This is a genomic window from Parablautia muri (assembly GCF_009917485.1).
Classification (GTDB): domain Bacteria; phylum Bacillota; class Clostridia; order Lachnospirales; family Lachnospiraceae; genus Suilimivivens; species Suilimivivens muri.
On the sequence record NZ_QZDT01000034.1, the window covers coordinates 21,117 to 44,718 of the forward strand.

General features: G+C 43.5%; 19 protein-coding genes. All 19 read left to right on the forward strand.

Annotated elements, in window-relative coordinates; genetic code table 11:
- Positions 1–25 precede the first annotated feature (25 nt).
- The 19 genes from D5281_RS17100 to D5281_RS17185 all read left to right on the forward strand — a co-directional run bounded on the left by D5281_RS17100 (position 26) and on the right by D5281_RS17185 (position 23,264).
- Positions 26–1,063: an NAD(P)H-dependent glycerol-3-phosphate dehydrogenase gene (locus D5281_RS17100; protein WP_160561317.1), complete on the forward strand. Its 1,038-nt coding sequence runs from the start codon at positions 26–28 to the stop codon at positions 1,061–1,063.
- Between the two features lie 187 nt (positions 1,064–1,250).
- The gene (locus tag D5281_RS17105; protein ID WP_160561318.1) at positions 1,251–2,063 is read left to right on the forward strand and encodes an AAA family ATPase; all 813 of its coding nucleotides are present in this window, start codon (positions 1,251–1,253) and stop codon (positions 2,061–2,063) included.
- 106 nt (positions 2,064–2,169) lie between these two features.
- Positions 2,170–3,375 (forward strand): VWA containing CoxE family protein, encoded by a 1,206-nt coding sequence (locus D5281_RS17110; RefSeq protein WP_160561319.1) that lies wholly within the window; start codon positions 2,170–2,172, stop codon positions 3,373–3,375.
- Between the two features lie 394 nt (positions 3,376–3,769).
- Complete coding sequence (gene tyrS / locus D5281_RS17115) at positions 3,770–4,993, forward strand: tyrosine--tRNA ligase (RefSeq protein ID WP_160561320.1); 1,224 nt, start codon at positions 3,770–3,772, stop codon at positions 4,991–4,993.
- A gap of 277 nt (positions 4,994–5,270) precedes the next feature.
- The gene (locus D5281_RS17120) at positions 5,271–5,960 is read left to right on the forward strand and encodes a M48 family metallopeptidase (protein WP_160561321.1); all 690 of its coding nucleotides are present in this window, start codon (positions 5,271–5,273) and stop codon (positions 5,958–5,960) included.
- A gap of 205 nt (positions 5,961–6,165) precedes the next feature.
- Positions 6,166–7,653: a stage IV sporulation protein A gene (spoIVA, locus tag D5281_RS17125; protein ID WP_160561322.1), complete on the forward strand. Its 1,488-nt coding sequence runs from the start codon at positions 6,166–6,168 to the stop codon at positions 7,651–7,653.
- Between the two features lie 153 nt (positions 7,654–7,806).
- Entirely contained in the window at positions 7,807–8,628 is an 822-nt protein-coding gene (locus D5281_RS17130; RefSeq protein ID WP_160561323.1) for a purine-nucleoside phosphorylase, read from the forward strand.
- Positions 8,629–8,836: 208 nt separating this feature from the next.
- A complete protein-coding gene (cdd, locus tag D5281_RS17135) occupies positions 8,837–9,289 on the forward strand; it encodes a cytidine deaminase (RefSeq protein ID WP_160561324.1) in 453 nt (150 codons plus the stop codon).
- Positions 9,290–9,360: 71 nt separating this feature from the next.
- A complete protein-coding gene (locus D5281_RS17140; protein WP_330585117.1) occupies positions 9,361–10,683 on the forward strand; it encodes an amidohydrolase family protein in 1,323 nt (440 codons plus the stop codon).
- 111 nt (positions 10,684–10,794) lie between these two features.
- Positions 10,795–12,498: a methyl-accepting chemotaxis protein gene (locus D5281_RS17145; RefSeq protein ID WP_160561325.1), complete on the forward strand. Its 1,704-nt coding sequence runs from the start codon at positions 10,795–10,797 to the stop codon at positions 12,496–12,498.
- A 153-nt stretch (positions 12,499–12,651) separates the two neighbouring features.
- A complete protein-coding gene (locus tag D5281_RS17150; RefSeq protein ID WP_160561326.1) occupies positions 12,652–14,427 on the forward strand; it encodes a MutS-related protein in 1,776 nt (591 codons plus the stop codon).
- Between the two features lie 72 nt (positions 14,428–14,499).
- On the forward strand, positions 14,500–14,628 hold the full coding sequence (locus D5281_RS25830) for a hypothetical protein (protein ID WP_277935424.1): 129 nt from the start codon (positions 14,500–14,502) through the stop codon (positions 14,626–14,628).
- Between the two features lie 303 nt (positions 14,629–14,931).
- A complete protein-coding gene (locus D5281_RS17155) occupies positions 14,932–15,630 on the forward strand; it encodes a YjjG family noncanonical pyrimidine nucleotidase (protein WP_160561327.1) in 699 nt (232 codons plus the stop codon).
- A gap of 76 nt (positions 15,631–15,706) precedes the next feature.
- Positions 15,707–16,699: a helix-turn-helix transcriptional regulator gene (locus tag D5281_RS17160; protein WP_160561328.1), complete on the forward strand. Its 993-nt coding sequence runs from the start codon at positions 15,707–15,709 to the stop codon at positions 16,697–16,699.
- Between the two features lie 130 nt (positions 16,700–16,829).
- Positions 16,830–17,996 carry an aminotransferase class I/II-fold pyridoxal phosphate-dependent enzyme gene (locus tag D5281_RS17165; RefSeq protein ID WP_160561329.1) on the forward strand — a complete coding sequence of 389 codons (1,167 nt, stop codon included), beginning with the start codon at positions 16,830–16,832 and terminating at the stop codon, positions 17,994–17,996.
- Between the two features lie 431 nt (positions 17,997–18,427).
- Entirely contained in the window at positions 18,428–20,548 is a 2,121-nt protein-coding gene (gene nrdD / locus D5281_RS17170; protein WP_160561335.1) for an anaerobic ribonucleoside-triphosphate reductase, read from the forward strand.
- Positions 20,549–20,552: 4 nt separating this feature from the next.
- Entirely contained in the window at positions 20,553–21,062 is a 510-nt protein-coding gene (gene nrdG, locus D5281_RS17175) for an anaerobic ribonucleoside-triphosphate reductase activating protein (RefSeq protein WP_160561330.1), read from the forward strand.
- A gap of 236 nt (positions 21,063–21,298) precedes the next feature.
- Positions 21,299–21,733, forward strand: a complete 435-nt coding sequence (locus tag D5281_RS17180) for a dUTP diphosphatase (RefSeq protein WP_160561331.1) — start codon at positions 21,299–21,301, stop codon at positions 21,731–21,733.
- 112 nt (positions 21,734–21,845) lie between these two features.
- Entirely contained in the window at positions 21,846–23,264 is a 1,419-nt protein-coding gene (locus tag D5281_RS17185; RefSeq protein ID WP_160561332.1) for a spore germination protein, read from the forward strand.
- Positions 23,265–23,602 lie beyond the last annotated feature (338 nt).

Below are 23,602 nucleotides of genomic sequence, written 5' to 3' on the forward strand. Positions count from 1 at the left end.
GTTACCATCAGGAATGGGGATTAAAATGGCAAAAATAGGTATAATTGGAGCAGGCAGCTGGGGATGTGCGCTGGCCTGGCTTCTGCATAACAATGGTAATCAGGTAACGGTATGGTCCATTATGGAAGATGAAGTGAGCATGTTAAAAAACTGCCATGAGCATAAGGATAAGCTGCCCGGCGTGATTCTCCCAAAGGAGATGGAATTTACCACAGATTTAGAAAGCGTTGCTGCGGATAAGGATGTGCTTGTGCTTGCAGTACCTTCCCCTTTTACCAGAAGCACGGCGGGTAAAATGGCGCCCTTAATCAAAGAGGGGCAAAAAATCGTTAACGTGGCCAAAGGAATTGAGGATTCCACCCTTATGACGCTGTCCGAAATTATTGAACAGGAGATTCCACAGGCGGATGTAGTGGTACTTTCAGGCCCATCCCACGCGGAGGAGGTAGGAAAGGGGATTCCCACCACAATTGTAGTAGGGGCTAAAAGGAAGGACACCGCCGAATATATGCAAGGCCTGTTTATGAGTCAGGTATTCCGGGTGTATACCAGCTCGGATGTGCTGGGGATTGAGTTAGGCGCGGCACTGAAAAATGTAGTGGCCTTAGCGGCAGGCATGGCGGACGGTTTAGGGTATGGAGATAACACGAAAGCTGCGCTTATCACAAGAGGTATTGCTGAGATTGCAAGGCTTGGCATCAGCATGGGAGGAAGGATCGAAACCTTTTATGGTCTGACAGGAATTGGGGATTTGATTGTTACCTGCGCCTCCATGCATTCCAGAAACCGGAAAGCCGGTATTTTGATTGGAAAGGGGGCCACCATGGAAGAAGCCATGAATCAGGTAAAAATGGTGGTGGAAGGCGTATATTCCGCTAAGGCAGGTTATGCCCTGGCGCAGAAATACCAGGTGAATGTCCCTATTATAGAGCAGGTAAATAAGATCTTATTTGAAGGCATGCCGGCAGCACAGGCGGTGAGCGAGCTGATGCTCCGTGATAAAAAGGTGGAAAATATTGACTTAAGGCAGTTATATCAAAATAGTGTAGAAATTCCATGGTGAGAAGAATAGGTCATTTCAAAAATTGACCGGATGGCCGTAAACCACTTTTGATAGATTGGCCATCTGCACGCTTTAGGCTTGCTTCGGGCCAGCCTATGAAAAACGTCTTTAGGAAATGTGATTAAGGCAGCCGACTATAATAAAACGGCATAAGTAAAGAGCACGAGGGTGCAGAAATGAGGTTAGGATGAGCGAACAATTTATTAGCACAAATGATTATGTGGCGTCTGAACAGCTTATGGCAAGCGTGAACGTGGCGATTGCCCTGCAAAAACCACTTCTGATCAAGGGGGAACCGGGAACCGGAAAGACCATGCTGGCACAGGCGGTTGCTAATTCTCTTGGTAAAAAGCTGATTATCTGGAATATCAAGTCAACTACAAAAGCCCAGGACGGTCTTTACATGTATGATACCATACAGAGACTGTATGACGGACAGTTTGGAGAGGCAGGAGTGGATGACATTGCCCATTATATTAAATTGGGAAAATTAGGAGAAGCCTTTGAGTCGGATGAACAGGTTATTTTGCTGATTGATGAAATTGACAAGGCCGATTTGGAATTTCCCAATGACCTTTTGTGGGAGCTTGACCAGATGGAGTTTTATATTTATGAGACCAAGCGCACCGTCAAGGCAAAGCAGCGGCCTATTGTAATTATTACTTCCAATGCGGAAAAGGAACTTCCGGACGCTTTCTTAAGGAGATGTATTTTCCATTACATAGACTTCCCGGATGAAGTCTTGATGGAGGAGATTGTAAGAACCCACTATCCGAATGTGGAGGACAAGCTTTTAAAGAATGCTATGGACGTATTCTACCAGATTAGAAGTCTCAGGGACATTCGTAAAAAACCCAGCACTTCGGAACTGATCGACTGGATCAATGCCTTGCAGATTGGCGGGATACCAGCGGAGGATATACGGGCAAAACTGCCTTTTGTAGGGGTGGTTGTGAAAAAGGATGAAGACCTTGAGACTGTGCGGACGAAACTGGATTAGGCAGCAATCTTCGTTTGGATTTGTGATTTCGCAGAGCGGAATCATAGAGGGAGCGTAACAAATTCATACCGGCGTTTTATGGCCGGTGTCAGTATGGGAGACGAAAATGTTTTCAACTTTTTTTTATACCTGTAAAGCAAAAGGCCTTGCAATCACTTTGAGCGAATGGCTGACTTTGCAGGAGGCATTGGACAAAGGGCTTTGCAACAGCAGTCTGACGGAATTTTATTATCTGGCAAGAATGATTCTGGTCAAAAGCGAAACGGATTTTGATAAATTTGATATGGCTTTTGAGGAAACCTTTAAGGGAATCATGTCGGAGAATGAAATCTCGAAAAATATGATGAAGTGGCTGGATAAATCCGAGTTGATTGATATGGTAGATGAAGAAGAACGTTACCGTATGAACGAGCAGGACGGTATTCAGTTTATAGATAAAGATGAGGTAGAGGCCAAATTTAAAGAAAGGCTGCGGGACCAGGATAGCGAGCACAACGGAGGGAGCTTCTGGATTGGCAGTATGGGTAAGACTGCCTTTGGAAATATGGGCGGTTTTATGGGTGGAATCAGAGTGGGAGGCACCACAGGATATCAAAGCGCATTCCAGGTAATAGGCGCCCGCAAGTACAGGGATTTCAGGGATGACAGGATGCTTGACAACCGCCAGTTTCAGTTAGCCTTCAGGAAACTGCGCCAGTTTTCATCAAGACTGGATATCCCGAAAACGGAATTGGACATAGACGGCACCATTGATAAAACCTGCAACAACGGCGGCTATTTACAGATTGTCATGGATAAACCACGCAAAAATGCGGTAAAGCTCCTGCTTTTAATGGATTCGGGAGGAACCATGATTCCTTTTAGTGCCCTGCTGAATGAGCTGTTCCAGGCGGTGCATAAATCCAACCACTATAAAGATGTAAAAACCTATTATTTTCACAACTGTATTTATTCCAAGCTTTATAAAACGCCGGAATGTGAAAATGGAGACTGGATTGACACGGAATGGATGTTCCGCAACCTGGATAGTGATTATAAGGTGATTGTGGTGGGAGATGCCGCCATGGCGCCGGAGGAGCTTTACTCCGAAAGCGGGAACTACAGAGGTCCAAACGGCGGGCTTGCCGGCTGGGAATGGTTACAGCTCCTAAAGCGCCACTATAAAAAGGTGGTGTGGCTGAATCCTAAAATGGCGCCGGGCCATGCGCCCTGGCGTGAGGCGGAGACGGCAATCAAGGGTTTGTTTCCCATGTATAAGCTGACGGTGGACGGCTTAAACCAGGCTATGATAAAGCTTATGTTAAATAAATAGCGTGAGAAGAACTTCTAAAGCTCGCGCCATAGGACGCTTCGCTAAGAAGTTCTAAGTCTCACGCCAGAGAATGCCCAAAAGACGGGCATTCTCCGCACAGATTGAGATTCCGCAGAGCGGAATCATGGAGGTTAGATTGAAAAATCATCCTGGCGGCTGATTTTATCAATCTTCTATTTAAGCAGTATCGCAAGCAGGCTTACGATATGCATGGGGATTAGTGTGAAGAAAAGTTCTAAGCCCGCAAAAAATGCAGGCTAAGAACTTTTAAGGTTTGCAAGCAAACATCTTCACACTTAGAAGAATGCCCTGACGGTCATTCTTCGCACAATGTTTGTGCCGAGAAGCAACATGCCTGGAAGTGTAAGAACGTGATATAGGGAGGAAGTAAAAAATGACGATTTTTGATGAATTAAAAGCCAGAGGACTTTTGGCGCAGCTTACGGATGAGGAGGAGATAAAGGAGCTGATCAACAATGGAAAAGCTACCTTTTATATTGGATTTGACCCTACGGCGGATTCTCTGCATGTGGGACATTTCATGGCGCTTTGCCTGATGAAGCGGCTGCAGATGGCGGGAAATAAGCCCATTGCACTGATTGGCGGAGGCACCGGCATGGTTGGCGACCCGTCCGGCAGAAGCGATATGCGCAGCATGATGACAAAGGAAATGATTGACCATAACTGTGAGTGCTTTAAAAAGCAGATGAGCCGTTTCATTGACTTTTCCGAGGGAAAGGCTCTGATGGTGAACAATGCACAGTGGCTTCTTGATTTAAATTATATTGAATTTCTAAGGGACGTGGGGCCTCATTTTTCGGTCAACAGAATGCTCAGTGCAGAGTGCTACAAGCAGAGGATGGAGAAGGGCTTAAGCTTTTTGGAATTTAACTACATGATTATGCAGAGCTATGATTTTTATGAGTTGTTTCAGCGCTACGGCTGTAACATGCAGTTTGGCGGGGACGACCAGTGGAGCAATATGTTAGGCGGCACAGAGCTGATTCGGAGAAAGCTTGGGAAAGATGCCTACGCAATGACCATTACCCTTCTGCTGAATTCGGAAGGAAAGAAAATGGGCAAGACACAAAAGGGGGCCGTATGGCTTGACCCCAACAAGACCAGTCCTTTTGAGTTTTACCAGTACTGGAGAAATGTGGCGGATGCGGATGTGCTCAGATGCATGCGGATGCTGACCTTTTTACCGGTGGAAGAAATTGACGAGATGGATAAATGGGAAGGCAGCCAGTTAAATCAGGCAAAAGAAATCCTGGCTTTTGAGCTTACTAAGCTGGTTCATGGGGAAGAAGAAGCTTCAAGAGCCCAGGAAAGCGCAAGAGCGCTGTTTGGCGCAGGGGTAGCGGCGGATATGCCTACCACGGAGCTGAAAGAGGAAGATTTTACGGAAGGGATGATTGACCTGATTTCCGTTTTGTGCAAGGCTGGTCTGGTGCAGAGCCGTTCGGAGGGAAGACGCGCCATTGAGCAGGGCGGCGTAACCTTTGGAAACGATAAAATTACAGATGTGAAAGCTGCTTTCGGCAAGGATGCCTTTGCAGGTGAGGGCGTGATTGTAAAAAGAGGAAAAAAGAACTTTCGCAAGCTTATTTTGAAATAGTTAAAAAATTTCCTCTCGGCCCCATTTAACCGTTCCTCTCCGGAACATGTTCCCATGGAATGTGTTCTCTCGGACTTTGCAGCAAATGTAAAGCCTTGGGGTGGACGGATATTGTCAGAATATGCAACTAAGCTGTAAACTTGTAATGGTTTGGAGCATGGAAATCAATTTTCAAAGGTGTTTTTGCTTTGCCAGCACACGGCGTTTTTGAAAATTGATTTCCGTGGGTTTGGATAGATGACAATTTTAGGGGCAGTTGGAAATAGGGAGGTTTCAATTGCAGTATCAATTGCTGAGAAGTAAAAGAAAGTCTATTGCCATCTCTTTTGACAGGGATGGCAATCTTGTTGTGAAGGCGCCTTTATGGGTGGAAAGATATGAAATAGACAAATTTGTGGAATCCAAGCGGGAGTGGATCCTGACAACATCTGTGCGGCTTCAAAATGCAAGAGAAAAAGAAGCGGCTAATCGCTTACGGCTTGAAAACGGTGATGAACTGTATTATTTGGGAGAAAAGAGAGTTTTGACCGTTGTAAGAGAAGAAAGAAGCCGGGCAAGGATAAAGAACGTGTGCGGTCATCTGATTATGACGGTTCCTTATGAGGCAGACTATGCTTATAAGCAGGAGCAGCTGGAAAAATGGTACAGAAAAGAAGCTCTTTCTGTTTTTAAGGAAAAAGCCCAGGAGTTTGCGGAAAATATAGGAGTGAGCTTTAAAGACATTCACATTAAAGATCAAAAGAGCCGCTGGGGGAGCTGCAGCAGTAAAGGAAATTTGAATTTTAACTGGCGCATTTTAATGGCGCCGGAACCGGTCTGCGATTATGTGATTATCCATGAGCTGTGCCATCTTGTGTACATGGACCATTCGGCGAATTTCTGGCGGCTGGTGGAACAACATTGTCCTTTTTACAGCCAGTATAAAAAATGGCTTCGGGATAATGCGGGCCTTCTTTACAAATTTTAAACCGTTTTTCAGATGAAGCATTTCGGATGGTGATAATTTAGCCTCGAATCTCTGAAGGCGGATTTGATGACAGCTTGGACAAAGGCGGATGCTACGGATTTTATAAATATGAATAAATTTCTCCGACTTTACATACATTTAATTAAATATGGAAGGGGTAGGCCAACGCCTTTGACTGTGGGGTGTTGGCAGCATGGAGGAGTTTATGGACTTAAATGTAAAAAAAGAGTATGACCTATACAATGACATCCAATTAAGATGCGGCGGAGAAATTTACATAGGCGTTGTGGGACCGGTCAGAACCGGCAAATCTACTTTTATTAAAAGATTTATGGATTTGATGGTTCTTCCCAATATGACGGAATCCTATGAAAAAGAGCGTGTAGTAGACGAACTTCCTCAAAGTGCCGGCGGAAAGACCATCACCACCACAGAACCCAAGTTTATTCCCAAGGAGGCGGCAAAATTGTCCTTTGGGGAGGGGATAGAGGCCAGAGTACGACTGATAGACTGCGTGGGATATATGGTGGATGGCGCTACCGGCCATATGGAAGACGAAGCGGAGAGGATGGTGAAAACCCCCTGGTTTACAGAAGAAATTCCTTTTACACAGGCGGCGGAAATTGGAACCAGGAAGGTTATCAATGATCATTCAACCATTGGAATCGTGATTACCTGCGATGGCAGCTTTGGGGATATTCCAAAGGAAAATTACGAAGCTGCCCAGGAGCGCACGATCAAAGAACTGAAAAAACTGAAAAAGCCCTTCGTAGTGCTTCTTAACACGGCAAAGCCCTACAGTGAAGATGCCATAAAGCTAGCGGAGGAAATTGCAAATAAGTACAGCGTGTCGGTAATGCCTGTTAACTGTGAGCAGTTAAAGAAAGAAGACATTCATCAGATTTTAGAGAACATCCTTTATGAATTTCCGCTTACCATGATTGAATTCTATATGCCCAAGTGGGTTGAAATGCTGCCTCCCAACCATAAAATGAAGGTGGATTTGATTGAGCGTGTAAAAGAAATCATGTCAAAATACAACTGCATCAGGGATGTAAAAAACGACCCGATTACCTTAGAAGGACCTTTTATCAAAAAGTGCAAGATGGACAGCATTGACATGGCGGACGGCTGCATCAGGGTATGGCTGGATGTGGACGATGCCTATTATTATGAGATGCTCAGCGATATGGTGGGAGAAACCATAGACAATGAATATCATTTATTGTCCGTCTTAAAAGAAATGGCTAAAATGAAACGGGAGTACGTGAAGGTTTTACATGCTGTTGACTCCGTCAGACAAAAAGGATACGGTGTGGTAACGCCTGAACGCAGCGAGATCAAACTTGATAAGCCGGAGGTGACAAGGCATGGAAACAAATTTGGTGTGAAAATCCGTGCGGTAAGTCCCAGCATACATATGATCCGTGCCAATATTGAGACAGAAATCTCACCCATTGTAGGATCGGAAGAACAGGCTCAGGACCTGATTCGCTTTATTTCCGATTCCAGCCAAAGCGAAGCCGGCATCTGGGAGACAAACATTTTCGGCAAATCCGTGGAACAGCTTGTAAACGATGGCATAACCAGCAAGCTTACCATGATAGGGGACGAAAGCCAGTTAAAGCTCCAGGAAACCATGCAGAAGATAGTCAATGATTCTAATGGTGGAATGGTCTGCATCATTATATAAACCACAAAAAAGAATGCTTTCGCATTTTGCGCAGGCATTCTTTTATTATAATGAAAAAATATTCCCGCTGATTGTTTGATTGCAGACCGGTTATTTTTATGGTAATATTATGGAGTAAAGTTTTGTCTAAAAATAAATTGTTTGGAGGGTCATATGAATCAGGTTTATGAAAAGATTGAGAAATGCTATGAAAGCATAAAGGACAGATTTCCTTTTCAACCTAAGGTGGCGCTTGTTCTTGGCTCAGGGCTGGGTACTTATGCAGATACCATGGATGTAAAAGCAGAGATTGATTACAGTGAAATTGCAGATTTTCCTGTTTCCACGGTTCCAGGTCATGAAGGAAAGTTTATTTTTGGTTATGTAAAAGGGGTGCCTGTTGTATGTATGAAAGGGAGAGTCCACTATTATGAAGGATATCCCATAACAGATGTAGTGCTGCCCACACGTCTTATGAAAAAGATGGGGGCTGAGATTTTATTTTTAACCAATGCTTCAGGAGGCATCAATCCTGATTTTACAGCGGGAAGTTTTATGCTGATCAAAGATCATATTTCATGCTTTGCGCCGAATCCTTTGATTGGAGCAAACATAGATGAATTAGGGTGTCGTTTCCCGGATATGAGTAAAATCTACGACCCAGCGCTTTCGAACATAATCAGAGAAAAGGCAAAGGAATGTAATATTCCTTTGAAGGAAGGAATTTATGTACAGCTTACAGGCCCGTCTTTTGAGTCGCCTGCGGAAATCCATATGCTGCGCAGCCTTGGCGCCGATGCTGTGGGAATGAGCACCGTAGTGGAGGCAATCGCTGCCAATCATATGGGAATGAAAATCTGTGGAATTTCCTGTGTCGCAAATTTAGCTGCCGGTATGACGGACCAGCCGCTTACTCATGATGAGGTGCAGGAAGCTTCTAATAAAGCGGCCCCACTGTTTAAACAGCTTATTACGGAGTCGATTGCGGCTTTTTGAGCATATGCTTACCAGGATGTTTCGCATCCGTTTGCCCCATTGCCGGCGGGAAAAATAGGCTGACTGGCTGTGCGTGCTGTTTTTATGCCAATAAGCGCCAGCACGCAGCGCAAGAGAGTTTATTGTAATAAAAGAGCAGGCACGTCTGCTTGGCCCGTTGCTCGCGGGAATAAAAAAGAGCCATATATTTTATGAAAGGAGCTTTTGGATGGAAACAGGAAAAAAACCATTGGCAGGGATAGAGGAGATACCGGTATCGGAGCTGATACGCTCAGCGATTGATGCCAGAAAAAAGGCCTATGCTCCTTATTCAAACTACATGGTAGGAGCGGCAGTACTAACCAATGAGCTGCGGATTTATACCGGCTGTAATATAGAAAACGCTGCCTATACGCCTTCTATTTGCGCGGAGAGAACTGCCGTCAGTAAGGCTGTCAGTGAAGGGCGGCGCGGATTTAAAGCAATTGCAGTGGTAGGAAGTCCTAAAGGGGAAGTGATAAGCCAATATGCCTTTCCATGCGGCGTATGCAGACAGGTACTGCGTGAATTTTCTGATCCTGACAGTTTCTTTGTAATCGTTGCGAAAAGTGAGACAGATTACAAAATCTATCATTTAAAAGAATTGCTTCCAGAAAGCTTTGGACCGGAAAATTTATATTAAGGAGCAGCAGGGATTTAAAGTGGGCGGATGAAGAACAGCCCGGCAAGAAGCCGAAGATAGGAGAAAGGCAAGTGAATATAAGATTATATAACGCTAAAATTCTTACCATGTGTGAGGGTGAGGGAATTTTCGAAGGTGAAATATGGGTGCGGGGAGACAGGATTCTTTATGTAGGGAAGGGTGAGATTCCTGATGATATTTATGCTGAAATGCCTGGGAAGTGTATCATATGGGATAAAGAAATTGATTGTAAGAAAAATCTCCTTATGCCTGGTTTTAAAAATGCGCATACCCACTCTGGTATGACGCTGCTTCGTTCTTTTGCGGACGACCTTCCGCTGGACGAATGGCTGAACCATAAAATTTTCCCCATAGAAGCAAAAATGACTGCCGAAGATATTTACGAACTGTCCAGACTGGCTGTTTTGGAATATCTTACCAGCGGAATCACTGCAGTGTTTGACATGTACCTTACGCCAAAGTCTATTGGAGAGGCCTTTGACAATATGGGAATGCGGTGCGTGCAGGTGGGAGCGGTCAATAATTTCAGCCAGTCTCCCGAAATGGTGGAGGAAATGTACCAAACGCTCAATCACAAAAGCCCTCTGCAATCCTACATGCTGGGATTTCATGCGGAATATACCTGCTCAAAAAGTTTACTTGAGCAAATAGCAGGGCTTGCCCATAAATACAAAGCGCCTGTATTTACCCATCTGGCGGAAACCGAAAATGAGGTGGCAGGGTGCCGTAAGCGCTATGGGATGACGCCTATGGCTTTTCTGGATGGGCTGGGAATGTTTGACTATGGCGGAGGCGGATACCACTGTGTCCACATGACGCCGGAGGATATTGAAATCATGAGCCGCAAGGGATTATATGCTGTCACGAATCCCGGTTCCAACACAAAGCTTGCAAGCGGCATTGCGCCTGTCACAGATTTTTTGAAAGCAGGAGTCAAAGTGGCGATTGGAACGGATGGACCTGCAAGCAACAACTGTCTTGACATGTTCAGGGAAATGTTTCTTGTAATCGGACTGGCCAAACTAAGAGAAAAGGACGCTTCTGCTGTGGATGCTCTGGAGGTCCTTAAAATGGCTACGGTAAACGGAGCAAAGGCTATGGGGCTTAAAGATGCGGATGTGCTTGAGGCAGGAAAACTGGCGGATATGATTATGATTGATTTAAACCAGCCTAATATGAGGCCGCAAAATAATATTCCCAAGAACCTGGTGTATAGCGGCAGTAAGCAAAATGTAGTTATGACCATGGTGGGAGGAAAGATCCTTTACGAAAACGGAGTTTTTTATACGAATGAAAAGCCGGAAGTTATTTATCAAAAAACAGATTCTATTTTGGAGAAATTAATAGGTAAAATACCTGACGAAAACACCTAATTAGAAAAATTGTGAAAGAATAATAAAATGTAGCGGAACTTAGGAGGAAGAATAGACTGACGCGCAAAGTATGTGGGCGTTTTGTTATGCTGTAGAGAACGGAGGATTTATATGAAAAAAAATAAAGTGTCTTTTTTTAATTCTATAAAGACCAAAATTACACTGCTTGTTTTCATATCGGTGCTGATTTCAACGGTTTTATGCTTATGGACGGTTATTCCTTTAGCCGAAGAAAACCAGATAGAGCTGATTAGGAGCTATATGAAGGATATGGTGCTTGTTGCCGGTGTAAATATTGATAAAGAGATGACATATGTTGGTGCAGAGGATGCCCTTAGCATAGATAATTTGAAGGATGTGGTAGGGGATATTACGATACATGATATGGGAGCCAGCTATGCTTACGTAGTAGCTTCTGACAGCACAATGCTCTACCATCCGACAGAGAGTAAAATAGGAGAACCTGTTGAAAATGATGCGGTCAGGCAGATACTTGGCGAAATTTCCGGTGGACGCAGACCTGAGACGGATGTGATTACATATAAATTTGAAAATACAATGAAGTATGCGGCCTATTATGTTGGGGAGAATATGGATTATGTTGTGGTAATCACTGCGGATGAGGATGAGATTCTTTCCGAAAATTCGGTTCTTCTAAGAAACAGCTGCTATTCCGGAAGCTTTATTTTGATTTTGTGTTTTGCGCTGGGCTTTATCCTGTCCATTCAAATCGTCAGGCCAATTAGAAAGATCACCGAAATTATTACCAGTTTATCAGAAATGAATTTTACGGAAAATAAACTTCAGGTATATGTCAGCAGACAGAAAGATGAAATCGGCGTTATGGGAAGAACGATTGACATTCTGCGCAAAGAGCTGGTTATTATGATGAAAGGAATCAGTGGAAACAGCGAAAGCCTGTATGAAGCCTCTAACGGCCTTAGCGCTGGTTCAGGAGAGACGGCTACAGCGGTGGGACAGATAGAAAAGGCAATTTCTGAAATTGCTCAGGGCGCAACATCACAGGCCCAGGAGACCCAGGCGGCAACGGAAGATATTATCCTGATGGGCAATATGGTGGAAGATACAAGCAGGGAAATGGAAACTTTAAGAGAGAATGCCGAGAAAGTGCGGGATGCCGGAAATGAAGCAATGGAGATTCTTTCAGCCTTAAGCAGCGTCAACCAGAGAGCAAAGGATGCCATTCAGGTTGTCTATGACCAAACCAACATCACCAATGAATCGGCATTAAAGATTAAGGAAGCCACAGATATTATCAGTGAAATTGCGGAAGAAACAAATTTACTTTCCCTAAACGCATCCATAGAAGCAGCAAGGGCTGGAGAACAGGGCCGTGGGTTTGCAGTGGTTGCAACCCAGATTCAAAAGCTGGCTGAACAGTCTAATGAATCGGCAAGACAGATTGACGATATTATTCATTCCCTGATCAAGGACTCGGAAGAATCCGTGCAGACCATGAAGGAAGTCAAAAATATTATCGGACAGCAGAATGAAAATGTAATTCATACAGAACAGGCCTTCAATAATGTGAAGGACGGCATAGATCAGTCCATTGAGAGCATTGGAATGATTGCTTCTAAAACTCAGGAGCTGGATGAGGCCAGAGTAAGAGTGGTGGATGTGGTTCAAAATCTGAATGCGATCGCCCAGGAGAATGCGGCCAGCACAGAGGAAACCGCAGCATCTGCCGCCGAGGCCGGTACTACGGTGGAAAGTATTGCCGAAAATGCGCGGCAGCTTAATGATATCGCACAGCAGCTGGAGAGAAGTGTAAAAAAATTTGTGATGGAATAAAATAAGGCGTTTTATTCCCGCAGGCAATGAGCCAGGCACCGTGATTGCACGAGCACTTGGTGAATGCCGTGAGGGGCGAATACCCAGCAGCTTGCTGCGGGATATTTGACTGACTTGCAGACTATTTAAGAAAGGCTTGGTTATTGACAGAATATGGAATATATTATCTTTGCGGCGGCAATGGCCGGACTTATTGTACTTTTTATGTTGAAGGGACTTTATGATTATAAGAAGTCTGAAAAAAAGTTTATCAAAGACCTTTATGAGAACTATGGCACATTGCCCCAAAGAGAGTATAAGCCGGAACAGTTTGAAAATATTTCACACTATTTTTTAAAACATGCGGATGGTTTTGTCATTGATGATATTACATGGAATGACCTGAACATGGATGAAATATTTAAAAAACTAAATTATACTTATTCGGCTGCAGGTGAAGAATATTTATATTATATTTTGCGGAAACCCTGCATGGATGAAGCAGAGTTTGCACACAGGGAAGAAATCATAGAATTTTTCAGGGCGCATCCTGACGAAAGGGTTGCTTATCAGTTTATTTTCAGCAAATTAGGGCGGACAGGAAAGTTTTCCATTTATGATTATCTGGATTATTTAGATGAACTTGGCCAGCGCAGTAATTTGCCGGACTATTTTTCAATCTGTCTGCTTTTAGCGGCTGTTGGCTTTATGTTTGTAAATATGCCCTTGGGACTGGTAGCCTTTGTGTGCGTGCTGGTTTCTAATAATGTGAGCTATTTCAAAGTAAAAGAGGAAATTGACCCATATATTACAAGTTTTACTTATGTGTTTCGCATATTGGAGACCGTCAAAAGGATGCAGGCGAAAAAAAACCATTTCCAAAAAGCGGATTTTGCGAAAGCAAAGCCTGCTCAAATGAATGCTCAAAAAATAGATTCCCAGGAAAAGGATGTGCTTGCCCGGGAATTTGAGATTATGAAAAAGTGCTGCGGGACGATGGGCAGCTTTAAAAGAGGCTCTTTTCTTGTAATGTCCGGCGGGCGCATGTCAGGGTCTAGTAATCCGCTGGAAATGATTTTAGATTTTATCAGGATGGGATTTCACGTAGACTTGATAAAATTCAACCAAATGCTGGCGCAGGTACGTAAGAATCTGCCCCAAATTGATGCTATGATTACAGTGCTGGGACAGATAGAGGCTATGATTGCCATTGGAGCATACAGGCAGTCGCTTGCGGATTATTGTGTGCCTGTATTTACGTCTAAAGCAGAGATTAAGGCGGAAGATTTATATCATCCTCTCATAGAAAATCCTGTAAAGAATGATATAAAGACGCATAAAAGTGTATTGATTACCGGCTCTAATGCTTCAGGGAAATCAACTTTTCTTAAGACCGTGGCAATCAACGGTATTTTTGCGCAGACTATTCATACCTGCCTTGCAAAAAGTTATAGGAGTTCTTTGTTTTACACAATATCTTCTATGAGCCTTAAAGATGATATACAAAGCGGCGAAAGCTATTATATGGTGGAAATCAAAGCTTTAAAGAGGATATTGGATTTACGGGGCAGCGTTGGCGCGCCAGTTTTGTGCTTTGTGGATGAAGTGCTGCGGGGAACCAATACTATAGAACGAATTGCGGCATCGGCACAGATACTAAAGAGCCTGTCTCAGGGAAATTGCCTGTGTTTTGCTGCCACCCATGATATTGAATTAACGCATCTTTTGGAGGATATTTATTCTAATTACCATTTCTCAGAGGAAATTGAAGAAGATGATATTTTCTTTTGCTACAAAATCATGGAAGGACGGGCCAGCACCCGCAATGCCATTAAACTTTTAAGTATTATGGGGTATGAGCCTTTGATTATTCATGAAGCGGAGCACATGGCGGAAGATTTTTTGGAATCTGGTGTGTGGCATAGACTTGACTGTGGAATGCCACAATGATATGATAGTAGAAGTAAAAAATAATAGTTCATAAGAAAGAATTGTTATTCAAAAGAAAGGCCTGGTGAAAAAATGGGAAATTTTATTTTATTTTTTAATACTTTTTTATCTTATGTGCTACAGCTGGCGGTTATTGTAGCATTAGCCGGAATTGCAATGTTTATTGGAATCAAGCAGCGTAAACGTAAAAATGCTCAGTAACACTGCCATGCTTTGTCAGTCGGCTTATGATCATAAGGCAGGGATGATGGGCATATGCAGGTAACGGCTTGGACTGTGGTGTTGGCGCTTTATATGTCCATTCGGCAATGAGCTTTGCATGAAATGAATTTCATAATTATAAAGGGACTGTTTCAAAATAGTCATAATATACAGGATATGGCGGTTCATAAACTTACATAGTAATTATCCATATCCCACGGAGATTGTGGCTGTGTTTGTGACAGTCCCTTTCATCATAAAGTACACATCGTCTTAGGATTGGGTCAGACGGAGGATTTTTGGATGAGCAGATTTGATACTGTGCTGTGGGATATAGACCAGACGCTTTTGGATTTTAATTTGTCACAGGTTTACGCGCTGAAAGAGAGCTTTCAGCTCTTTAACCTTGAAATGAAAGATAATACATTGGCACTTTATGCGGATATCAATCATACTTACTGGAGACGTCATGAACTTGGTGAAGTTTCTAAAGAAGAATTACTTACAGGAAGGTTTAGGACGCTTTTTAAAGAGCTTAGAGTATCAGGCGTTGACATAGAAAATTTTGCCGCCGTATATCAGAAGGCTTTGGGATCTGTTTTTTATTTCAGGGATGATTCTTATACCCTGTGCGATAAGCTTAAGGGTAAAGTAAGGCAGTATGCCGTGACCAACGGGGTTACTGCCACTCAAAAAAATAAGCTGCATCTGTCAGGACTTGACAAAATATTAGACGGCATTTTTATTTCGGAAGAAATCGGCTGTCCCAAACCCCAAATAGAGTACTTTGAGAGATGCTTTGCAAGGATACCTGACTTTAAGAAAGAGAGAACGATTATAGTGGGGGATTCCCTTTCCAGCGATATGCAGGGAGGGAACAACGCAAAAATCGCATGCTGCTGGTACAATCCTGAAGATAAGGAAAATACTACGGCGCTTCGGATTGACTACCAGATCAAAAATCTGTGGGAAGTTGAAAAAATATTGGATTTGTCATCTTAGCTAGCAGACCTCCGGTTTTCAGGCACTTATTTTGACTTAAATCATAGAATTATGGAAAGGCACAGGTATTTGTGGAATGGCAAAATCTGCCAATCAAAAATTGAAGCTTTTATATATTCTAAAAATCCTCACGGAGAAAACAGATGAAAAGCATTGTATGTCGGCCCAGGAGATTATTAGGGAACTTTCAGCTTATGATATTTCGGCAGAGCGGAAAAGCATTTATGATGACATGGAATGTCTGATTTGCTTCGGATATGATATTGTCTATATGAAAGCCCGCAGCGGCGGCGGTTACTATTTAGCCAGCAGGGAATTTGAACTGCCTGAATTAAAGCTGCTTGTTGACGCCGTACAGTCCTCCCGCTTTATTACCCAGAAAAAATCCCGGGATCTGATTTCTAAAATCGAAAAGCTGGCGGGGCCGTTTGAGGGAAAACAGCTGCAAAGACAGGTTTTCGTTGCAGGCAGGGTCAAAACGGAAAATGAAAGTATTTATTATAATGTGGACCGTATTCATAAGGCAATACAGGACAATGCCCCTATCACCTTTACTTATCTGGCATGGAATGTGAAAAAAGAGCTGGTTCCAAGGCATGAAGGTAAGAGATATCGTATCAGCCCCTGGGCTCTTACATGGCAGGATGAGAATTATTATTTGATTGCCTACGATGACGATGATGAGCGCATCAAACATTTCAGGGTGGATAAAATGAGCCGGATTTCAGAACTTACGAAGGAAAGCCGCAAGGGCATGGAGGCTTTTAAAGAATTTGATGTGGCGGAGTACACCAATAAAACCTTTGGAATGTTTGGCGGTGAGCAGGAGATTGTTTCATTGCAATTTCCGGAGGATATGGTTGGCATTGTGCTTGACAGGTTTGGAAAAGACATAGATATCCGCCAAATGGGGAATGGAACCGTAAGCGTCCGGATTAAGGCGGCGGTCAGCGGTCAGTTTTACGGATGGCTTACAGGACTTGGAAAAAGAGTGACGGTTCTAGGACCGGCCCATGTGCGGACAGGTTATATAGATTTTATGAGACAAATTATGGAAAATTATCATTAAACAGGCATTCGGCATCAGGGGATGTTGTTGTGCAGCCGGTAAAATGCTGGCAAGCGTTTTTTACCATAAGTGCTGTCTCACTTCGCGAGATGGCTTATTGTAACAGGTTAAGAAGGGAGTATGTATTAAAATGAAACTACAGGTATCAGACAGAATGAAGTCATATGAGGAGGGGATTTTTCAGATTCTGAATGAAAAGAAGGAGGAAGTGGAGAAATCTGGCAGGAAGGTTTACAATCTTTCCGTAGGCACCCCTGATTTTCCCACGGAACCTCATATCATAGAAGCGGTAACAGAGGCGTCCAAGGATCCTGCCAATTATAAATATTCGCTGAAAATGCTTCCTGAGCTTATCGAGGCGGTGATAGATCGGTTTGAAAAGCGTTATCATGTAAAGTTAAGCGAAAAGGAAATTACGGATGTTTATGGCTCACAGGAAGGAATCGCCCATATTGGTTTGTCTCTTTGCAATCCGGATGAGATTGTCCTTGTACCGGATCCGGGATACCCAATTTTTTCCATAGGGCCTTCCCTGGCAATGGCGGATGTGCGCACTTATGAATTAAAGCAGGAGAATGATTATCTTCCCAAGCTTTCCGAGATTAAGGAAGAAATATTGAGAAAAACAAAGTTTATGATTGTTTCTTATCCTTTAAATCCTATCTGCAAGATAGCGCCGGATTCATTTTATGAGGAATTGATCCCATGGGCGAAGGCGCACGATATTATCATTGTCCATGACAATGCATATTCGGATATTATATATGATGGGCATGTGGGGAAATCTATTTTGCAGTTTGAAGGGGCAAAAGAAAATTGTGTTGAATTTTATTCTCTGTCAAAGAGCTATTGCTATACGGGCGCAAGAGTGGGATTTCTGGTAGGAAATGAATATCTGGTGCAGAATTTTAAAAAGCTTCGCTCACAGATTGATTATGGAACCTTCCTTCCGGTACAGTATGGCGCAATTGCGGCTTTAAAGGGCTCGGATGAAGGTGTATACAAAAGATGTGCAAAATACCAGGAAAGAAGGGATGCGCTTTGCGGCGGCCTTCGGAAGATTGGCTGGGATATTCCCGACAGTGAAGGAACAATGTTTGCCTGGGGAAAAATACCGGAAGGGTATTCGGATGATGTTGCTTTTGTGATGGAGCTTCTTGAAAAATCCGGTGTGCTCTGTACGCCGGGAAGCAGCTTTGGAAAGCTGGGGAAGGGGCATGTGCGCTTTGCGCTTACCATGCCGGTGGAAGAAATCAAGAAGGCTGTGAAGGCTGTTGCAGATTCAGGCATGATATAAATTTTAAAAATTATAAATTTTAAAATTTATGAATGTTGCAAATTATAGTTTTTACAATTGAGTGTTTTCAGGGTTATTTTTCACGGGTCAGGAATGCGCATTTACTGCGCACTGCGTGAGAACGTGATTCAGGTGTGAGGGGCGATTTTTGCGAAGCGAAACTTGGAATATCGCCCCGAATGTTACTATGAGCGGCTCCCAGGCCGTGAATAGTAACTTTTCAGGGGATTCATATTAAGGTTGACAGCCGCAGTTTCTTTCTTTATACTAGGTTGTAACGCTATATTTTGTTATGGTATTGACAGGCTTTACCAGATATAGTATTTTTGTGTGATATAGCGTATAGAAATGTGGGTGAGAATGGAGGAATGGGAGTGAGTGATTTACAGGAAAATTCTGCTGATTATGGCGAAGAATTTCAGCCTGAACATATGGTGAAGGTAATCAAAAAAGATGGAAGTCTTGAAGCCTTCAATGTACAAAAGGTAGTAGACGCAGTGGGAAAAAGTGCATACCGGGCGCTTACGAAATTTACCGATGAGGAAAAAAGACACATCTGTCAGTATGTAGTCGATAAAGTAAACGAGATGGAGAATGACAAAATTCCAATCCCGATTATGCATAACATTGTGGAGAGCGCGCTTGAGGAAGTAAAACCGATTGTGGCTAAAAGCTACCGTGACTATCGCAACTATAAGCAGGATTTTGTCCGTATGATGGATGATGTGTATAAAAAAAGCCAGTCCATCATGTATGTTGGGGATAAAGAAAACGCCAACACGGACAGCGCGCTTGTTTCCACCAAAAGGAGTCTTATTTTTAATCAGTTTAATAAAGAATTGTACCAGAAATTTTTTATGACCACAGAGGAAATTCAGGCATGCCGGGACGGTTATATTTATGTACATGACATGTCCGCAAGGCGGGATACCATGAACTGCTGTCTTTTTGATGTGTCAAGCGTGCTTACCGGCGGCTTTGAGATGGGGAATATCTGGTATAATGAGCCAAAGACCCTTGATGTGGCTTTTGACGTAATAGGCGATATTGTCTTAAGCGCCGCCAGCCAGCAGTACGGCGGATTTACGGTTCCTGAGGTGGACAAGATTTTAGAGCCCTATGCGAAAAAAACCTTTTCAAAAAGCTTTCAGAAATATACGGATCTGGGCATTGACGAAGAAAGAGCCCGAAAAGAAGCCTACGCGGATGTAAAACGGGAGTTTGAGCAGGGTTTCCAGGGGTGGGAATATAAATTTAACACTGTGGCATCCAGCCGTGGGGATTACCCTTTTATTACGGTGACAGCGGGAATCGGCACCGGAGAGTTTGCAAAGATGGCTACGATTTCCCTTCTGGATGTAAGGAGAAAAGGGCAGGGGAAGGAGGGCTGTAAAAAGCCGGTTCTTTTCCCCAAAATTGTATTTTTGTATGATGAGAATCTTCATGGCCCCGGAAAGGAGTTAGAGGATGTGTTTGAAGCCGGCGTAAGGTGCTCGGCAAAGACTATGTATCCCGACTGGCTGTCTTTGACCGGTAAGGGCTATATTGCAAGCATGTACAAGCAATATGGAAAGGTGATTTCCCCTATGGGGTGCCGCGCCTTTCTTTCTCCCTGGTATGAAAGGGGCGGTATGCACCCGGCGGATGAGCATGATACGCCTGTTTTCGTAGGGCGTTTCAATGTGGGGGCAGTGTCCTTGCACCTTCCTATGATTTTGGCGAAAGCAAGGCAGGAGAGCCGTGATTTTTATGAAGTGCTGGATTATTATTTAAATTTGATCCGTCAGCTCCATGTCAGAACTTATGCTTACCTTGGAGAGATGCGTGCGTCCACCAATCCCCTTGCTTATTGCGAGGGAGGCTTTTTAGGGGGGCATTTGAAGCTGTCGGATAAAATCAAGCCTATCTTGAAAACAGCCACCGCCAGCTTCGGTATTACCGCTTTTAATGAGCTCCAGGAGCTGTACAACGGAAAGTCTCTGGTGGAGGACGGCGCTTTTGCACTGGAAGTTTTAGAGCATATTAACCAGAAAATCAGCGAATATAAAGAAGAAGACGGCCATCTTTATGCGATTTACGGGACCCCTGCCGAGAGTCTTTGCGGCCTTCAGGTAAAGCAGTTTCGGGCAAAATACGGAATTATTGAGGGTGTTTCCGACAGAGATTATGTGTCCAACAGTTTTCACTGTCATGTAACGGAGGACATTACGCCGATTCAAAAGCAGGACTTGGAATACCGTTTCTGGGAGTTGTCAAACGGCGGAAAGATTCAGTATGTGAAATATCCCATTGATTATAATATTGACGCCATTAAGACCTTGATTCGCAGGGCTATGGATATGGGCTTTTATGAAGGGGTAAATTTGTCCCTTGCTTACTGTGACGACTGCGGCCACCAGGAATTGGAAATGGACGTATGTCCCGTATGCGGCAGCAATAATTTAACCAAAATTGAACGGATGAACGGTTATCTTTCTTACTCAAGAGTACATGGAGATACAAGGCTTAATGAGGCGAAAATGGCAGAAATTGCGGAAAGGAAGAGCATGTAACCAGATGAGATATCACAATATTACGAAAGAGGATATGCTAAATGGCGATGGACTTCGCGTGGTGCTGTGGGTCTCAGGTTGTTCTCACTGCTGTAAAGAATGTCACAATCCTGTCACATGGGATCCGGCAGGAGGTCTTCTCTTTGACGAGGAGGCAAAGCAGGAAATCTTTGAACAGCTTAATAAATCTTATATTTCCGGCATTACTTTTTCAGGAGGGGATCCCCTTCACGCGGCGAATCGGCTGGATGTAAGAAATCTGATTATGGAAATAAAAGAAAGCTACCCTGATAAGACCATTTGGGTGTATACGGGGGATGTATGGGAAAATGTGATGCATTATGCCATGATGGAGGACATAGACGTACTGGTTGACGGTGAATTTCAGATAGAAAAGAAAGACAATCGGCTGCTCTGGAAAGGGAGCAGCAACCAGAGGGTAATTGATGTAAAGGCGACTCTCAAACAGCCGAACCCTAAAATACCTGTCTTGCATTGTGGAGATTACGCATGATGTGTGCGTTTATTCTGTATATAACAAACGCTGTCACGCTTTGCGAGTCAGCTTATTGTAATAAACGCTGTCACGTTGGGCAGGCCGGCTATTGTAGCAAACGTGTCACGCTGGGCAGGCCGGGTTATTGTGAAAAATGTTGTGATGCTTTGTGGGGCTGCTTTGATACATATATTGTCACGCTGCGCGGGTTAGTTATTGGGATATAATAAATGAAAAGGAAAAGGATTTTTTCTATGGAAACAATAAAGATTAAATATTTTACAGATAAAATTGACAAACTGACCTACATAGACAGGAAATCTGACTGGATTGACCTGCGGGCAGCGGAAGATATAGACTTGAAAAAGGGAGAGTATAAGCTGGTTCCTTTAGGAATTGCCATGGAGCTTCCCAAAGGATATGAGGCCCATATTGTGCCAAGGAGCTCCACCTTTAAAAATTTTGGCATTATCCAGACCAACCATCAGGGGGTTGTGGATTGTTCTTACTGCGGCGATAACGACCAGTGGTTTATGCCGGTGTATGCCCTGCGGGATACCCATATTTCCTGCAATGACAGAATTTGTCAGTTCAGAATCGTGGAAAACCAGCCTAAAATTATATTTGAGGAGGTTTTCTCCCTTGAAGGAGCTGACCGGGGCGGATTTGGAAGTACCGGAAAACAATGATGATACAGGTAGGCCGCTTAGGATTAAGGCGGTGATGAACTTTATAAAATCTGCATAAAAATACTCCTTTTGCCACATAATTCTAACAAAAGTAGTGGGAAGGAGTTTTTTTATGGATTCAAAAAAAATGAGTGCTTCACTTTCTGAAAATATGAACTATTTAAATAATTATCTGTCCGTAAACACCAATTTTGATATTGTGTACCGTGTCATACGAGTGGGCGGACGGGAAGCGTGCATGTATTTCATTGACGGCTTTTGCAAGGATGAGCTGATGCAGAAGATGCTGCAGTACTTTATGAGTATTAAAGAGGAGGAAATGCCAACAAGCGCCCATGAGATGTCAAAATCAAACCTTCCCTATGTGGAAGTGGATTTGAAGGATGATTGGGAGCAGATTACCTATTTTATTATGTCCGGTGTATTTGCTCTTTTTGTTGAGGGGTATGACAAGTGCCTTTTGATTGATTCAAGGACGTATCCCGCAAGAAGTGTGTCGGAGCCTGAGAAGGATAAGGTGCTGCGGGGGTCGAAAGACGGCTTTGTGGAGACAATTGTGTTTAACACGGCTTTGATCCGCAGAAGAATCAGAAGTTCTGACCTTCGTATGGAAATGTTTCATGCAGGCAACAGCTCTCAGACAGATATTGTGCTGTGCTATATGGATTCCAGAGTGGACCACAGCTTTTTGAATAAGCTGAAAGAGCGTATCAATGAAATACAGGTTGATGCACTGACCATGAATCAGGAGAGCCTGGCGGAATGCCTTTATAAGAAAAAATGGTATAACCCGTTTCCTAAATTTAAATTTACGGAAAGACCAGATACCGCATCGGCCCAGATTCTGGAAGGGGATATTGTCATTTTGGTCGATAATTCACCTTCGGCAATGATTGCCCCCACTTCCATTTTTGATATTGTGGAGGAGGCGGACGACTATTATTTTCCGCCTATTACGGGAACCTACCTGCGCCTTTCCAGGTTTTTGATTGCTATTTTGACCTATCTTATGACCCCCACTTTTTTGCTGCTTATGCAAAGGCCAGAGTGGATTCCTTCCGGGTTTGAGTTTATTATGGTGAAAGAGCCGACTAATATTCCGCTGGTGTGGCAATTTTTGCTTCTGGAGCTGGCAATAGACGGTTTAAGGCTGGCGGCGGTGAACACGCCCAACATGTTAAGTACCCCCTTAAGTGTCATGGCAGCGCTGGTGCTTGGAGAATTTTCTGTAAACAGCGGCTGGTTCAACTCAGAGGTTATGCTATATATGGCCTTTGTGGCAATTGCAAACTATACCCAGGCCAGCTATGAGCTCAGCTATGCCCTGAAATTTATGCGTATCATAAACCTGATATTGACCGCTATTTTTGGGGTATGGGGCTATATTGCGGCAATTGTACTGCTGGTCCTTGCAATCGGAACCAACAAGACCATATCGGGGAAAAGCTATATTTATCCCTTGCTGCCTTTTAATTTAAAACAACTTTCTAAAAGACTGTTCCGGTATAGGCTGCCAGGGTCGAGGGAATAGACAGTTCTCTTTGCAAACAGGCTGATTGGTCAACAGTCATCACATTTTGCAAGCGGGTTTATGAAACAATGATAGCATGCTTTGATAGTGAGCTTATGAAACGATAGCATTACACTTGACAGTGGGCTTTATGAAACAACGGGCATCATGCTTTGACAGTGACTTACTGTAAAAAAGGTTCAGCACACTTGAGCTGTGTCTATATTCAAAGCAAATGCCGTTACGCTTCGCGAGTCGGCTAATTGTAAAAAAGAACAGGTAAAAACCCAATGTCATTTAGATAAGGACGATGCAAAGAACAGTGTATGTAGAAATATGTACCCTGTTCTTTTTTTGTA